General features: G+C 77.0%; 10 protein-coding genes and 1 pseudogene. 1 reads left to right on the forward strand and 10 read right to left on the reverse strand.

Annotation, left to right across the window (positions count from 1 at the left end; translation table 11 throughout):
- Window positions 1-3: 3 nt before the first annotated feature.
- The 4 genes from ACOQFB_RS01775 to ACOQFB_RS01790 form a co-directional block, all read right to left on the reverse strand.
- On the reverse strand, window positions 4-1344 hold the full coding sequence (locus tag ACOQFB_RS01775; RefSeq protein WP_059439361.1) for a cytochrome ubiquinol oxidase subunit I: 1341 nt from the start codon (window positions 1342-1344) through the stop codon (window positions 4-6).
- A gap of 239 nt (window positions 1345-1583) precedes the next feature.
- A complete protein-coding gene (locus ACOQFB_RS01780; protein WP_421610714.1) occupies window positions 1584-3032 on the reverse strand; it encodes a sigma-54-dependent transcriptional regulator in 1449 nt (482 codons plus the stop codon).
- Window positions 3029-4864: a PAS domain S-box protein gene (locus ACOQFB_RS01785; RefSeq protein WP_421610715.1), complete on the reverse strand. Its 1836-nt coding sequence runs from the start codon at window positions 4862-4864 to the stop codon at window positions 3029-3031. Before ACOQFB_RS01785 ends, ACOQFB_RS01780 begins: the two co-directional genes overlap by 4 nt.
- A 74-nt stretch (window positions 4865-4938) precedes the next feature.
- Entirely contained in the window at window positions 4939-6573 is a 1635-nt protein-coding gene (locus ACOQFB_RS01790) for a hypothetical protein (RefSeq protein ID WP_421610716.1), read from the reverse strand.
- Window positions 6574-6643: 70 nt separating this feature from the next.
- On the opposite strand from ACOQFB_RS01790, the gene epmA reads away from it, so the two are divergent.
- On the forward strand, window positions 6644-7666 hold the full coding sequence (epmA, locus tag ACOQFB_RS01795; RefSeq protein ID WP_059438313.1) for an EF-P lysine aminoacylase EpmA: 1023 nt from the start codon (window positions 6644-6646) through the stop codon (window positions 7664-7666).
- 22 nt (window positions 7667-7688) lie between these two features.
- Here the strand turns inward: epmA and ACOQFB_RS01800 are convergent, their stop codons facing one another.
- The 6 genes and pseudogenes from ACOQFB_RS01800 to ACOQFB_RS01825 form a co-directional block, all read right to left on the reverse strand.
- Window positions 7689-8366 (reverse strand): O-methyltransferase, encoded by a 678-nt coding sequence (locus ACOQFB_RS01800; protein ID WP_059438312.1) that lies wholly within the window; start codon window positions 8364-8366, stop codon window positions 7689-7691.
- Between the two features lie 83 nt (window positions 8367-8449).
- Entirely contained in the window at window positions 8450-9040 is a 591-nt protein-coding gene (locus tag ACOQFB_RS01805) for an ATP-binding protein (RefSeq protein WP_494492603.1), read from the reverse strand.
- Window positions 9041-9128: 88 nt separating this feature from the next.
- Window positions 9129-10226: pseudogene (locus tag ACOQFB_RS01810) on the reverse strand (PAS domain S-box protein); the annotation flags it as partial.
- Between the two features lie 10 nt (window positions 10227-10236).
- Entirely contained in the window at window positions 10237-12384 is a 2148-nt protein-coding gene (locus ACOQFB_RS01815) for a cyclic nucleotide-binding domain-containing protein (RefSeq protein WP_421610718.1), read from the reverse strand.
- Between the two features lie 126 nt (window positions 12385-12510).
- A complete protein-coding gene (locus tag ACOQFB_RS01820) occupies window positions 12511-13680 on the reverse strand; it encodes a class I SAM-dependent rRNA methyltransferase (RefSeq protein ID WP_421610719.1) in 1170 nt (389 codons plus the stop codon).
- A 60-nt stretch (window positions 13681-13740) separates the two neighbouring features.
- Entirely contained in the window at window positions 13741-14592 is an 852-nt protein-coding gene (locus tag ACOQFB_RS01825) for an MBL fold metallo-hydrolase (protein WP_421610720.1), read from the reverse strand.
- Window positions 14593-14612 lie beyond the last annotated feature (20 nt).

The raw sequence follows: 14612 nt of genomic DNA on the forward strand, positions 1-14612 counted from the left end.
CTCTCAGGCGGCGGCCCGCGCCTGCTCGGCGGCGGGGAGGCGCGGCGCGACGCGCGCCTTCTTCACCATCAGCGTCAGCCACAGCGCGCCGAGCGCGAGGTACACCAGGCCGAACAGGCCCAGCGAGAGCGCGATCTCGGCGGCGGTGACGGTGGGCGAGTGGGCCTGGCCGGTGCGCAGCAGGCCGTAGACGATCCAGGGCTGGCGGCCCACCTCGGCGGCCACCCACCCGAGCTGGCAGGCCACCACCGGCAGCGGCAGCGAGACGAGCAGGGCGCGCAGGGTGCGCCGGTCGGTCCAGAGCAGGCCGCGGTACCACTGCCACGCGGCCCAGGCCATGATCGCGATGAACCACACGCCCAGCGCCACCATGTTGTGGAACGACACGAAGGTGAGCCAGAGCGGCGGCCGGTTCTCGGGCGGGAACCGGTCGAGCCCCTGCACGTGGGCGCCGGTGTCGCCGAACGCCATCCAGGAGAGCAGGCCCGGGATCTCGAGCGTGCCCTTCAGCCGCGGCGGCTCGGAGAACGGCACCGCGAACAGCACCAGCGGCGCGCCGGTTTGGCTGGTGTAGAGCCCCTCGATGGCCGCGAACTTCTCCGGCTGCGTGCGCGCGACCTGCTGCGCGTGGAGGTGGCCGAACGGCATCACCTCGAGGCAGGAGACGAGCAGGCCCCAGGCCACCGCGAGCTTCATGGACTTGCGCGCGAACGCCGACGCGGGGTCGCGGAGCAGGTGCCAGGCGGCCACCCCCGCCATCACGAACGCGCCCACCACCAGCGCGCCCACCACCGTGTGGAAGTAGCGCGGCAGCGTGGACGGGTTCCAGACCGCCGCCCAGAAGTCCACCAGCTCGGCGCGGCCGTTCCGCACCACGTAGCCGGTGGGCGTCTGCTGCCACGAGTTCGCGACGATGATCCAGAACGCCGACAGCGTGGCGCCGACCGCGACCATGAGCGCCGAGAACCAGTGCAGGCCCTTCGAGACCCGCCCGCGGCCCCACAGGTACAGGCCGAGGAAGGTGGACTCGAGGAAGAACGCGAACACGCCCTCGGCGGCGAGCGGCGCGCCGAAGATGTCGCCCACGAACTTCGAGTAGGCCGACCAGTTCGTGCCGAACTGGAACTCCATCACGATGCCGGTGGCGACGCCGACCGCGAAGGTGATCGCGAACAGCCTGCCGAAGAACTTCGCCACCTCGACGTAGACCGCGTCCTGCTTCCGCCAGCCGAACCACTCGGCCAGCACGAGCAGCCAGCCCAGGCCGATGGTGATCGGCGGGAACAGGAAGTGGAACCCGGCGGTCACCGCGAACTGGAGCCGCGCGAGGGTGAGAGCGTCCATGGGGCCTCCTTCGCCGGCGCGCGGCCCGGGGCGTCCACCGTGGACGGCCGGGGCCCGCCGCGCGGGCGCCGGGGGCCGCTTCAGCAACCGGGGTGCCAGCGCGCCGCGCGGGCGCGCCCGGCCGGATTCGCGAGGCGGCGCGCGCGCCTGTGCCGCTGCGCGCGGGCGCGCAGGGGCGGGGGAGGAGGGGTGGGGCGGGTTTGCGCGGGGGGCGGTGGGATCGACTTGTACGTTGGCCCTCAGCCGGGCGCGTCCTCGTCGTCGCCGGCGGCGCCGCCCGGGCCCGGGCGGAGCGGACCGATGAGCCCGTAGCGCTGGATCTTCGTGAACAGCGTGCGGCGGTCGATGCCGAGCAGCCGCGCCGCGAGGGAGCGGTTCCAGCCGACCATCGCGAGCACCTTCTCGACGTGCGCGCGCTCCACCTCGGCGAGCGTGAGCCCGCCCTCGCCCGCCGGCGCCGCCGCCTCGGCCCCCGCCGGCGCCCGCACCGCCGCGGGCAGGTCGCCGACGTCGATGCGCCGCCCGCGCGCGGCGAGCAGCGCGCGCTCCACCGCGTTGCGCAGCTCGCGCACGTTCCCCGGCCAGCGGTGGCGCTCCAGGGCGGCGAGCGCCTCGGGGGTGAAGCCCAGCGCGGGCAGGCCGTGGCCGCGCGCGATCGCGAGCAGGAGGTGCTCCGCCAGCGCCGGCACGTCCTCGGCGCGCTCGGCGAGCGTGGGCAGCTCGATGCGCAGCACGTTCAGCCGGTAGAACAGGTCCTCGCGGAACGTCCCCTTCGCCACCATCTGCTCGAGGTCGCGGTTCGCGGCGGCGACCACCCGCAGGTCCACCTTCACCGGCCGGGCGGCGCCCACCGGCGTCACCTCGCCCTCCTGCAGCATGCGGAGCAGCTTCGCCTGCTGCGAGGGCGGGATCTCGGCGACCTCGTCCAGGAACAGCGTGCCGCCGGACGACTGCTCCGCGAAGCCGGCCTGGGACTCGACCGCGCCGGTGAACGCGCCGCGGCGGTGGCCGAACATCGCGCTCTCGAACAGCGGCTCGGGGATGGCCGCGCAGTTCACCGGCACGAACGGGCCGGCGGCGCGCGGGCCGCCGTAGTGGATGGCGCGGGCGGCCATCTCCTTGCCGGTGCCGCTCCGGCCGGTGAGGAGCACGGTGGCGCCCACCTCGGCCGCCTCGCGCAGCGCCCGGCGCACCTCGCGCATCCGGGCCGAGCCGCCGATGAGCCGGTCGGCGGAGAAGCGCTCCGCCACGGCGCGGCGCAGCCCGTCCACCTCGCGGTGCAGCTCCAGCTCGCGCGCCGCGTTGCGCAGGACGGCCGCGACCGTCTCCACCTTGAACGGCTTCACCACGTAGCTGTAGGCGCCGGCCTGCATCGCCTCGACCGCGTCGTCCACGCTGCCGAACGCGGTCATGAGGATCACCTTCGCGTCCGGGTGGCGCGCCCGCACCTCGGCGAGCAGCGTGCGGCCGTCCATCCCCGGCATGCGCACGTCGGAGAGCACCACGTCGGCGGGCGCCGCCTCGAGGAGCTGCAGCGCCGCCGCCGCGCCGCCGGCGCCGCGCACCGCATAGCCCATGCGGTCGAGGTGCCGGGTGAGGATGTCGAGCAGGCGCGGGTCGTCCTCGACCACCAGGACCCGCAGCGCGCCCGCCCGCGGCGCCGCCGCCTCCGCCTCCGCCGCGCTCATCGCACCTCCTCGGCCGGGAGCTGCACGGTGAACGACGCGCCGCCGAGCGGCCCGGTGCCGACCCGGAGGTCGCCGCCGTGGTCGGCCACGATGCGCGCCACCACCGCCAGGCCGAGCCCGGTGCCCTCGGCGCGGGTGGTGAAGAACGGGTCGAGGACGCGCTCCCGCAGCGCGGGCGGGACGCCCGGCCCGTCGTCGTGCACCTCGAGCTGGACCGAGCGCTCCCCGTCCTCCTCCACCGCGCGCGCCGCCACGACCACCCGCCCGCCCTCGGCCACCGCCTGCGAGGCGTTCACCACCAGGTTGAGGAGGATCTGGTGCAGGCCGTCCGGGTCGGCGTGCAGCTCGGGGAGGTCGTCCGGGAGCCGGGTCTCGACGCGCACGCGGCGGCGCTCCAGCGTGATGCGCAGCAGCGAGAGCACCCGCGCGACCGCGCCGGGCAGCGCCACGGCGGTCTTGCCGGGCGAGGTGGCGCGCGCGAACGTGAGCAGGTCGCGGACCAGCCGGCTGATGCGCTCGGTCTCGGCGACGATGCCGCGGAGCTGGGCGCGCGCCTCCTCGCCGGCGTCGGGGAGCAGGAACTCCGCGGTCGCGCTGATCACGTTGAGCGGGGTGCCGATCTCGTGCGCCAGGCCCGCCGCCAGGCTGCCCACCATGGCGAGCTTCTCGGAGCGCACGAGCTGCCGGTCGAGCCGCACCTGCGCCGAGAGGTCCCGCGCCACCAGCGCCACGCCGCTCGGCGCGCGCTCGCCGCCGAGCGCCGCCGCCGAGACGTCCACCGGCACCGCCGCGCCCCGCGCGTCGCGCCACTCCATCCGCACCCCGCGCTGCGCGCCCCGCTGCACCGCCCGCTCCAGCAGGCGGGCCACCGGCGCCGCGGGCGCGACGCGGGTGAGCGGCTGGCCGGTGATGTCGGCCGCGGACCAGCCCAGGAGCTGCTCCGCGCCGCGGTTCCAGCTGGTCACGCTGCCGGTGAGGTCGACCGCGACGATCGCGTCCGCGGCCTCGCGGGTGATGTGGGCGAGGAGCTGCTCCTGCGCGCGCACCTGGCCGCGGAGCTGGTGGAGCGCGGAGAGGTCCTCGATGACGCAGGTCCGGCCCACCAGCGCGCCCGCCTCGTCGCGCAGCGCGACCGCCGAGACCGCCACCGGCACGCGCCGCCCGTCGCGGGCGCGCCGGACCGTCTCCAGGCGCGGGGCGCGCCCCTCTGCGGCCACCCGCGCCGCGCGCGCCCGCTCCTCGTCCACCCGGTCCTCGGGGACGATGAGGTCGATCCGCCGCCCCAGCGCCTCCTCCAGCGGGAACCCGAACATCGCCGCCGCCGCCGGGCTCCAGGACACGATGCGCTCCTCGCGGTCGATCACCACCAGCGCGGCGGCGCCCGCCTCGGCCGCGGGCGCGCGCCCGGCCAGGTCCGGCGCGAGCGAGGCGAGCCGGATGAAGGACTCCGCCACCCAGGCCAGCCGCCCCTCGGCGTCGAGCACCGGCACGGCGCGCACCCGCCACGCCTCCGGCGCCGCGCCCGGGCGGCCGCGCTCGCGCAGGCCCTCCTGCGGCTCGCCGGTGCGGAAGACGAGCAGCGGGAGGCAGTCGGAGCAGCGCTGCGCCTTGCGCCACAGCGCGGAGAAGCAGTGGTCCGCGCCGCAGGACAGCTCGGAGGCCTGCTCGCGCACGAGGGCGTTCGCGAGCTGGACCCGCATCTCGCGGTCCACCAGCGTCAGGCCGATGCCGAGCGCCGCGAGCGCCTCGCCGATCGGCTCGAGGTCGGCGGGCGCGGCGACGCGGAGCGGGGCGCGCGCGGGGGCGGCGTGGGGGGCGGGTGCGGCGGCCATCCGGCGCGATGGTACCGCCGCAGGGGGCGCGGGAGCAGGTCAAAGCGCCGCCGCGCGCGGCGACCGGCCGCGGCCTACAGCCCGGTCCGCGCCCGCACCACCTGGTCGAGGGCGGCCGCGTCGAGGCCGGGCAGGCCCATGGCCAGCGACAGCTCCTCCGGCGTGCGCCGCGTGCCGTCCGCCCAGGTGCGCACCAGCCACGCGCCGGCCGCGGGCGAGGTCCACCAGGCCGCCGTCCCGGCGCGGCCGGCCAGGAACAGCTCGGCCTGCGCGGCGAGCAGCTCGGCGCGGAGCGCCTCGGCCGAGCGCAGCAGCGGATCCGGCTCGAGCCGCCAGGCCACGAGGTCGGGCTCCTCCACCGTGCACCCGTAGGCGCGCGCGGGGAGCGCGGCCCGGGCCTCCGCGCCGGCGGGGCCGGCCGGCGCGAGCGCCGCGAGCACGCGGGCGGCGGCCTCGCGGGTGCGCATGAGCCGGCGCGCGGCCGCGCTCCGCGCCTCGGCGCGCGCCTGGTCGGCGTCGAGGCCCTGGGCCTCGAGCCACTGCGGCGCGCCGGCCACCTCCTCGAGCAGGAGGGCCCACGCCCCGCTCACCGCGCCCGGGCCGAGCCGCCGGAACTCGAGCGGCGCCTGCGGCGCCACGTGCGCGTAGGCGAGCGCGGCGCCCAGCTCGTGCAGCACGCCGCGGAGCGCCTCCATGCCGGACACCGGCGCGGCCGACAGCCGCACGTCGCGCGGCGGATCCACCGGCAGCGCGATGGCGTGCGGCAGCTTGCCGGGCCGCGGCCCGGCGTCGAGGCGCAGGTTGCGCTGGGCCGCGAGGTCGAGGCCCAGGCAGGCCAGGATCGCGGCGCCGGCGTCGAGCGCCTTGCCGGCCGGGAACGCGGACGCGGGCGCGGCCGGCCGCACCAGCCGCGGCAGGTCGCGGGCGCGGACCGCCTCCGGGTCCATCCCCTCGCGCCGGGCCAGGTCGGCGACGAGCGCGCGCCAGGTCGCGTCGGTCCGGGCGAGCACCGCGTCGGCGAGCGCGCCCAGCACCGCGGGGGCCTCGCCGCGCAGGTCGGCCGCGAGCGCCTCCGGCGACGCGTAGCCCAGCGCCCGGGCGGCGGCCGCGAGCCGGGCGTCGCGCGCCTCGATGAGCGGCGCCACCGGGCGCGCGGCCTGGGCGGCGGCCTCGGCGAGCGCGCGGCGCCGGCCCGGCTCGGGCTCGGCCGCGAGCACCGCGGCCGACTCCCGCACCGGCACCTCGTGCCCGGCCCACCGGAAGTGCGCGGCGGTGCGCGCCTCGGCGACCCGCCGCACCGGCTCGGCCAGATCGCGCGCCAGCCGCTCGCCCACGAGCCAGGCGCGCAGGTACGCCGCGGCCCGGCGCGCGTCGCCGTGCTCGGCCTCCACCGCGGCCCGCGCCGCCGCGAGCGCCGGATCCCCCAGCAGGTCCTCGTGGCCCTTCCAGGCGCCCGCCGGGTCGGCGTCGCCACCCTTCGTGAACACGTCCCAGTAGGCCTCCGCCTGCGCGCGCAGCACCGCGTCGGCGCCGGCCCGCAGCGGCGCGAGCGCCGCGTCGGCGGCGCCGGCCGGCCGGTGCGGCCCCGGCGCGGCGGCGGACGCCGAGGGTGGCGGGGAGGCCGGTGCGTCCGGCGCGCGGTGCGCGCAGGCGGCCAGCAGGCACAGGGGAACGGCGAGGAGGGCGGCGGGCGAGCGTGGACGCTTCACGAGGCGGAGATCTTAGCGCGGCCTGCCGGTTCCCGCGCGGATCCGGGGGCGCGGCGGTAGAGTCCGCCGCATGCAGAGCGAACGCCGCAGGGAGAGCGCCCGGGCGCGGGCGCGCCTCTCCGCCGAGGTGCGCCGGATCCTGGGCGGCCTCGGGTACGAGGAGGTGGAGACGCCGTGCCTGGTGCCCGCGCCGGGCATGGAGCCGCACATCGACGCGTTCCAGGCCACGTTCGTGCCGGAGGGCGGCGGGACGTCGCGGCCCCTGTGGCTCCAGAACAGCCCCGAGTACGCGATGAAGCGGCTGCTCGCCGAGGGCTTCGAGCGGGTGTTCCAGCTCGCCCGGGTGTTCCGCAACGGCGAGGTCTCGCGCACCCACAACCCGGAGTTCACCATGCTCGAGTTCTACCGGGCCGGGACGGACTACCGGGGGATCATGGCCGACCTGGAGGCGCTGGTGGACGGCGCCGCCCGCGCGCTCCTCCCCGGGGGCGAGCCGCGCGTGACGCGGGACGGCCGGGCGCTCTCGCTGGCGGCGCCGTTCGAGACGCTCACCGTGGCCGAGGCGTTCCGGCGGCACGCGCGCGTGGACCTGGAGGCGTGCGCCGGCGACGCGGACCGGCTGGCCCGCGCGGCGCGCGCGGCCGGGCACGATCCCGGCCCGCCCGGCGAGGCGTTCGACGACGTCTTCTTCCGGGTGATGCTCGACGCGGTGGAGCCGCGCCTGGGCGTGGACCGGCCCACCTGGCTGGTGGACTGGCCGGCGTCGATGGCGGCGCTCTCGAAGGTGAAGGCCGGCGACCCGCGCTGGGCGGAGCGGTTCGAGCTGTACGCCGGCGGCCTCGAGCTCGCGAACGGGTTCACCGAGCTGACCGACGCGCGCGAGCAGCGCGCCCGGCTCCTCGAGGAGCAGGCGCTCCGGCGCAGGCTCGGCCGGCCCGGGTACCCGCTCGACGAGCGGTTCCTCGAGGCGGTCGGGCGCATGCCGGAGGCGGGCGGGGTGGCGGTGGGGTTCGACCGGCTGCTGATGCTGCTCGCCGGGGCGGCCTCCATCGAGGAGGTGCTGCTCTTCCCCGCGCACGGCTTCTGGGACTGACGCCGGCGCGCGCCCAGGGACCTCAGCGCACCTTCACGCCGAGCGACAGCCCCTCGCCGGTGGGCAGCAGCGTGGCGCGGAAGCGCCCGCCCTGCGCGAGGCGGGCGCTGAACGTCCGCAGCGCCTCCATCGACTCCGGGTCCTCGCCCTGGGGCCGGGCCCGGTGCACCTGCCCGAAGCCGAACGTGTTGTCGGCGAGCACCGCGCCCCCGACGCGCAGGTGCTCGGCGGCCCAGTCCAGGTACGCCGGGTAGCCCTTCTTGTCGGCGTCGATGAACACCACGTCGAACGGCCCCTCGGCCTCGACCTCCGCCAGCCGCTCCAGCGCCGGGCCCTCGTGCACCCGCACCCGGGCCGACACGCCGGCCTCCTCGAAGTGGCGGCGCGCCAGCGCGGCGCGGTCCGGGTGGAGCTCGAACGTGTGGAGGCGCCCGCGCTCGCCCATGCCGCGCAGCAGGCACACGCCGCTGTAGCCGCCGAGCGTGCCGATCTCGATCGCGCTGCGCCAGCCGCAGGCGCGCGCCAGCACCTCCAGGTGGAGCCCGTCCATGGCCCCGACCTGGATGGCGGGCAGCCCCGCGGCGACCGAGCGCTCGCGGATGGCGCGCAGCACCTCGTCCTCGGGCCGGTAGGTGGCCTCGGCCCAGGCCGCCAGCTCCGGGTCCGCGGCCCCGAACGCCTTCACGTCAGGTGATCCCATTGCGCGCCTCCCGGGGGCGGGATGTGGCGCGGCCGCCGACCGCGCGCCATCACCGCGCGGGGCGCACGCGGGCGCCGGGCGCGTCAGTGCTGCACGGGCGGCTCGGCCTCGCCGCCCGGCAGCGGCACGGCCGGCCGGAGCGGCAGCGTCACCTCGAAGGCCGCGCCCTCGCCGGGCGCGCTCTCCACCCGCACGGCGCCGCCGTGCGCCTCCACGATGCGCTTCACGATGTACAGGCCCAGCCCGAGCCCGCCGTAGTTGCGCGACGACACCGCCCGCTCGAAGCGCTCGAAGATCTGCCGCTGGTCGGCCGGGTCGATCCCGATGCCCTGGTCGCGCACCTGCAGGAACGCGCGCCCGTCGCGCGCGCCGTAGGAGACCTCGACCGGCTTGCCGGCGCCGTACTTCACCGCGTTGGAGAGGAGGTTCGTCGCCACCTGCGAGATGCGCAGCCGGTCCCAGCGCCCGCGCACCGGCTCGCCGTGCACCGTGACCTGCGAGCCCGCCTGGGCCGCCTCGTCCTCGAGCTGCGCGACCGCCTCGCCCACCGAGTGGCCGAGGTCCACGTCCTCGAGATCGAGCTCCAGCCGGCCCATGTGGATCCGCGACACGTCGAGCAGCGCGGCCACCAGCTTCTCCAGCCGCTGGCCCTGCCGCTCCGCGGTGGCGAGCACGCGCTCCACGTACGCGGCCGGGAGCGACTAGCGCCTCCCGGCTCGCCACCCGGCGCATGTTCTCGAGGGCCAGGCGCAGCGCGGTGAGCGGGGTGCGCAGCTCGTGCGAGGCGATGGAGAGGAACTCGTCGCGCGCGGCCACCGCCGCCTGCGCCTCGCCGTACAGCCGCGCGTTCTCCAGCGCCTGCGCGGCGCGGTGGGCGAGGTCCTCGAGCAGCGCCTCGTCCTCGGAGGTGTAGGGCGCGCCGCCCGCGTCGCGCATCAGCGTGATGTGCCCGACCACGGTCCGGCGCTGCTCCAGCGGCGCGATGAGCAGGCTGGAGACGCCCTCGAGGTAGGGCAGGTACTCCGGCTTCATCTCGTTGCGGATGATCTCGCGGGTGAGGTGCGGGATGCGCAGGGGCTTCCCGGAGGCGAGGACGCCGGCGGTGATGCCCTCGCCGGTGCGCTGCGGCGAGGCGAGCAGCACGCGGCGGCGCAGCGCGGCGCGCTCCGGGGACGGGTGGTACACCGCCACCGGCACCAGCCACTCGCCGTCCTCGGAGACCACGCGGATGAGCGCGCCGTCGCCGATGAGCTCGGAGAGCCGCCGCGCCACCGTGTCGAGCGTGGTCTTGTAGTCGAGCCCGGCCGCGAACACGCGGGAGGCCTCGGCGAGCGCCTCCAGCCGGCGCGCCTGCCGGCGCAGCGCCGTCTCGGCGCGGGTGCGGTCGGTCACGTCGATGCCGGTCGAGACGATGCGCTCCACCTCGCCGGCGGCGTCGAACAGCGCCGCGTTGGACCAGGCGATGAGGCGCGCCTCGCCGTCGCGGGTGCGCCAGTGGACCTCCTGCTGGTTGGGGAAGTCCTTCGCGAGCATCCGCGCGAACGCCCGGCGGATGCCGTCGCGCTCCTCCGGCAGCAGCAGCACGTCCCAGAACGGCCGGCCGAGGATCTCGCCCGCGCGCCAGCCGGTCACCCGCGTGCAGGTGCGGTTCCACCGCAGGACGCGCCCGTCGCGGTCGAGCACCACCACCAGCGCGCCGGCGCTGTCCGCGACCGCCTCGGCGACGGCCTGGTCCTCGGCGAGCGCGCGCAGCCCGTCGCGCAGCGCGGCGGCCTCGGGCAGCGCGCCCTTCCGCGCCGCGTCGTCCAGCAGCGCGCCCAGGCGGTCGAGGAGCCGTCGGCGATCGGGGGTCGGCGGCACGGGGAACCTCTCAGTACTCGAAGCCGCTCCCGCCGATGAACTCGCGGATGAGCGAGGTCGGCGGGACGTGGTCCGGGTAGATGGAGACGAAGCGGTCCACCAGGTAGCGGAGCCGGTGCGCGGTCGGGAAGGCCGGGTGGTCGGGCGGGACCTCCAGCAGGTAGCGCTCCGCGTAGACCTTCAGGACGGCGGGCTCGTAGATGAGCGAGGTGTCGAACACCGCGTCGGCCTCGTCCTGGTACGGGAAGATGTGCTCCCGCTCCCCGGCCTGCACCGAGGGCCAGCGCATGATGTTCTCCGCGGCGGAGTAGCCGCGGTGGTGGCGGTCGCGGATGATCCGGCGCAGCAGGCGGAGGTCGGTGGCCGACACGCGCGTGAGCCGGTCGAACGGGAGCGTGGTGGCGGGGTGGACGAACGCGCGGTACAGCTCGCCGGCGCGCGGGATGGCGCCGAGCAGCCGCGGGTTGAGGCCGTGGATCCCCTCCAGCATGAGCACGTCGCCCGGGCCCAGCCGGATCACCGGCCCGCCCTCGGGGTGGCTCCGGCCGGTGAGGAAGTGGTAGTGCGCGGTGCGCACCGCCTCGCCCGCGAGCAGCCGCCGCACGTGGTCCTGCAGGAGCGGCAGATCGAGCGCCTCGAGCGCCTCGAAGTCCCACTCGCCGCGGGCGTCGCGCGGGGTCTTCTCGCGGTCCACGTAGTAGTCGTCGAGCGAGATGCCCACCGGGTTCACGCCGTCGATCTGGAGCTGGACGGTGAGCCGCTTGATGAAGGTGGTCTTGCCCGACGACGAGGGCCCGGCGATGGAGATGATCCGGATCCGCTCGCGCCCCGCCGCGATGGCGTCGGCGATGTGGCCGATGCGCTTCTCGTGGAAGCCCTCCGCCACGCGGATGAGCTGGGTCACCTGGCCGGAGATGCACAGGTCGTTGAACGCGCCCACGCTGGTCACGTCCATGGCGTCGAGCCAGGCGCGGTGGTCGCGGACCATGTCGCCGGCCCGGCGCGGCCGCGGGCGCGGGGTGGCGCCGTGGCCGTTGCGCGGGTCGAGCCGGCCGAGGTCGAGCAGCAGGCCGTCGTCCCCGTCCGCCGGCTCGAGGCGCCAGCCGCGCAGCGCGCCGGTGGACGGCAGCAGCGGCCCCATCGAGAGCGCGTACACGTCGCCGCACGAGACCAGGCGCACCGTGGCCTGGCGGCGGACGCGCAGCAGCCGGGCGGCGTCGCTCCAGCCGCGCTCCAGGAACCACCCCTGCGCCTCGTCGGTGGACCAGTACTCGCTCCGGAACGGCGCGTCGGCGGCGACGATCCGCTCCATCCCGGCCCCGAGGCGCGCCGCCAGCCCGGCGCGGTCCTCGGCGTCCGCGCCCTCCACCACGACGAGCTGCCGCGCGCCCAGCGACGGGCCCATGCGCACCCGCAGCGCCGGCGCGACCTGGTGCGCGGCCTCCAGCAGCACCAGCCCGAGCGAGTGCGCGTAGACCTGCCGCCCCTCCCAGTGCGAGACGGTGAGCGGCGCCACGGTGGTGTCGGTGAACACGGGCGTCGCGAGCGACACCGGCTTCTGGCCGAGCAGCCCCGCCACCACCAGGTCGCCGTCGATGGCCTCGGGCAGCAGGTCGCGCACGCGCGTGCCGGTGCGGATCCGGCGCGCCTCGCCCATCACCTGGACCGTGACCTCCTGCGCGCGCGGCAGCGAGCGGCCGCGCAGCAGCAGGTCCATGTCGCCGCTCACGCGCTCCAGGTCCTCGGCGAGCGCCGCCGCCATGCCGATGGCGAGCTGGGTCGCGACCGCCGGCGCGTCGCGCTCCAGCTCGGCGAGCGCGGCGGGGGACAGGCGCGCCACGGTGAGCGGCCCGTCGGAGATCACCGTCTCCCCGCGGTGCCGCCCGCCCAGGGCGGCCAGCTCGCCGAAGTGGTCGCCCGGCCCGAGCCGGCGCAGCGCGAGCTGCTCGCGCCGGAGCGTCGCGGTGCCCTCGAGGATCAGGTACAGGTGCCGGCCCGCGTCGGCGTCGCCGTGCACGCGGGTGCGCGCCGCGAACGTCAGCCGCTCGGCGCCGGCCAGCAGCCGCTCGCGGCCGGCCGCGTCCAGGCGGGCGAGCAGGGGGCTGCGCTCCAGGGCGGGGGCGGGCGGGCGGGACAGGTCCTGTGGCCGGATGGCCATCCGGTGGGCGCCTCCTGGGCGGGGCCTACGATGCTAGCGCGTCCAGGGTGCGCGCGGAAGCGCACCCGGCCCCGGCGTGCGGGCCCGGAGGGCCCGGCGGGCGGCCGGCCGGCGCCGGCGGTCGGCTCAGAGCACCCGCAGGAACAGGGCCTTCAGATATCGGGTCTCGGGCACGCCGGCGAGCTCGGGGTGGTCGCGGCCGGCGCCGCGCCGCTCCAGCACCTGCACGCGCCGCCCGGCGTCGTTCGCGGCGTCGAGCACCAGCTCCTCCAGCATCTCCGGGGAGAGGTGGTAGCTGCACGAGGCGGTCACCAGGATTCCGCCCGGCACCAGCACCTGGAGCGCGCGGAGGTTCACCTCCTTGTACCCGCGCCGCGCCGCCGGCAGCGACTCCTTGTTCTTCGCGAACGCGGGCGGGTCGAGCACCACCAGGTCGAAGGCCGGCTCCTCCTCGGAGCGGTCGCGCAGGTAGTCGAAGGCGTTCGCCTCGACGACCTCCAGGTTCTCGGCCCGGTTCAGCGCCGCGTTCTCGCGCAGGAGCCCCGCCGCCACCGGCTGCATCTCCACCGCGGTGACGCGCGCGGCGCGCCGCGAGAGCTGGAGCGCGAAGCCGCCCGCGTAGCTGAAGCAGTCGAGGCACCGGCCGGTGGCGTACTCGCCGGCGCGCAGGTGGTTCTCGCGCTGGTCGAGGAACGCGCCGGTCTTCTGGCCGGCGAGCACGTCCAGCTTCATCCGGACCTCGCCCTCGCGGTACTCGAGCGGCCCGGGCGCGGGGCCGCGCAGCACGCCCTTCACCTGCTCCAGCCCCTCCAGCTCGCGCACGCGCACGTCGTTGCGCTCCACCACCGTGCGCAGGCCGAGCGCGCCCGCGAGCAGCTCGGCGATGAGCCCCTTCCGCCGGTCGGTGGCGGGCACGAGCGTCTGCACCACCGCCACGTCGCCGTAGCGGTCGGCCACCAGGCCCGGGAACAGGTCGGCCTCGCCGTGCACCAGCCGGACGAAGCGGTCCTCCTCGAAGACGCGCCGCCGCAGCGCGATCGCGTCCGCGAGGCGCCCGGCGAGGAAGCCCTCGTCCACCGGCACCTCGTCGCGGGTGAGGAGCCGCAGCGCGATCTTGGAGCGCGCCGACCAGAACGCCTTCCCCAGGAACCGCCCGCGCCCGTCCACCAGCGCCACCACGTCGCCCGCCTCGGCGCCGGCCGGGGCCTTCTCCACGTCGGTCCGGTAGATCCAGAGGTGGCCCCAGGCGATCCGCTCGGCGCCGCGGCGCGTGACCGTCACCTTCCGCTCGTCCATGGCGGCACTCCGTACCCGAGCTTGGGCCGGCACGCCAGCCCGGATCGGACCGCGGCGCGGCTAGAGCTCCACCGCCTCCCGGAACGCGGGCTGCCCGTCGGCCTCCTGGAGGCGGCAGGCGGCCATCTGCGCGTCGTGGCCGAACACCACCACGCCGTCGTCCTCCAGGGCCTCGGCCATCAGCACCCGCTTCTCCTCGAGCGTGAGGAGCGGCTGGACGTCCCAGGCCGAGATCCAGGCCGGGCGGAGGTGCAGGTGGGTGGGGATGAGGTCGCCCGCGAACACGAGGTGCGACGCCTCGTCCTCGAAGCGCGGCAGCTGCAGGCCGGCGGTGTGGCCCTCCGAGACCACCAGGTCGAGGCCGGGGAAGAGCTGCAGCTCGCCGTCCACGAGGTGCAGGTGCTCCGACCGCTCCAGCGGCGCGAAGTCCTCGGGCAGGAAGCCGTGCGCGTCCTTCTCGCTGGGCGAGTGGGCCCAGTGCCAGGCGCGGCGCTGGAGGTGGTGCACCGCGCGCGGGAACGCCAGCTGCGGCGCGCCGCCCTCGCCGGCCCGCACCAGGCCGCCCGCGTGGTCGAGGTGCAGGTGGGTGAGGAGGACGTCGGTCACGTCGTCGCGGCCGAGGCCCAGGCGCGCCAGCCCCGCGTCCAGGCCCACGCCGGCGCGGTCCACCGCGTGGCGCTCGAGGCGCCGCGCGTCCCAGCGGTCGCCGAGCCCGACGTCCACCAGCACCACCCTGCCCGCGTCGCGGTCCGCCGCCACCAGGCAGCGGGAGACCAGCGGCACGCGGTGCCGGGCGTCGGCCGCGAGCTGCCGCTCCCACAGCGGCCGCGGCACCACCCCGAACAGCGCTCCGCCGTCCACCGCGTAGCGGGCGTCCACCAGGCTCGCGACCTCGTACCTGCCGACGCGCATGAAACGAACGCTACACCACG

Origin of the sequence: Anaeromyxobacter sp. Red801, assembly GCF_049201065.2 — a bacterium.
GTDB lineage: Bacteria > Myxococcota > Myxococcia > Myxococcales > Anaeromyxobacteraceae > Anaeromyxobacter.

Excerpts from the sequence above, each read along its gene's own strand:
- ACOQFB_RS01775 (WP_059439361.1), bottom strand. The coding sequence starts at position 1,344 with ATGGACGCTCTCACCCTCGCGCGGCTCCAGTTCGCGGTGACCGCCGGG.
- ACOQFB_RS01780 (WP_421610714.1), bottom strand. The coding sequence starts at position 3,032 with ATGAGCGCGGCGGAGGCGGAGGCGGCGGCGCCGCGGGCGGGCGCGCTG.
- ACOQFB_RS01785 (WP_421610715.1), bottom strand. The coding sequence starts at position 4,864 with ATGGCCGCCGCACCCGCCCCCCACGCCGCCCCCGCGCGCGCCCCGCTC.
- epmA (WP_059438313.1), top strand. The coding sequence starts at position 6,644 with ATGCAGAGCGAACGCCGCAGGGAGAGCGCCCGGGCGCGGGCGCGCCTC.
- ACOQFB_RS01800 (WP_059438312.1), bottom strand. The coding sequence starts at position 8,366 with ATGGGATCACCTGACGTGAAGGCGTTCGGGGCCGCGGACCCGGAGCTG.
- ACOQFB_RS01815 (WP_421610718.1), bottom strand. The coding sequence starts at position 12,384 with ATGGCCATCCGGCCACAGGACCTGTCCCGCCCGCCCGCCCCCGCCCTG.
- ACOQFB_RS01820 (WP_421610719.1), bottom strand. The coding sequence starts at position 13,680 with ATGGACGAGCGGAAGGTGACGGTCACGCGCCGCGGCGCCGAGCGGATC.
- ACOQFB_RS01825 (WP_421610720.1), bottom strand. The coding sequence starts at position 14,592 with ATGCGCGTCGGCAGGTACGAGGTCGCGAGCCTGGTGGACGCCCGCTAC.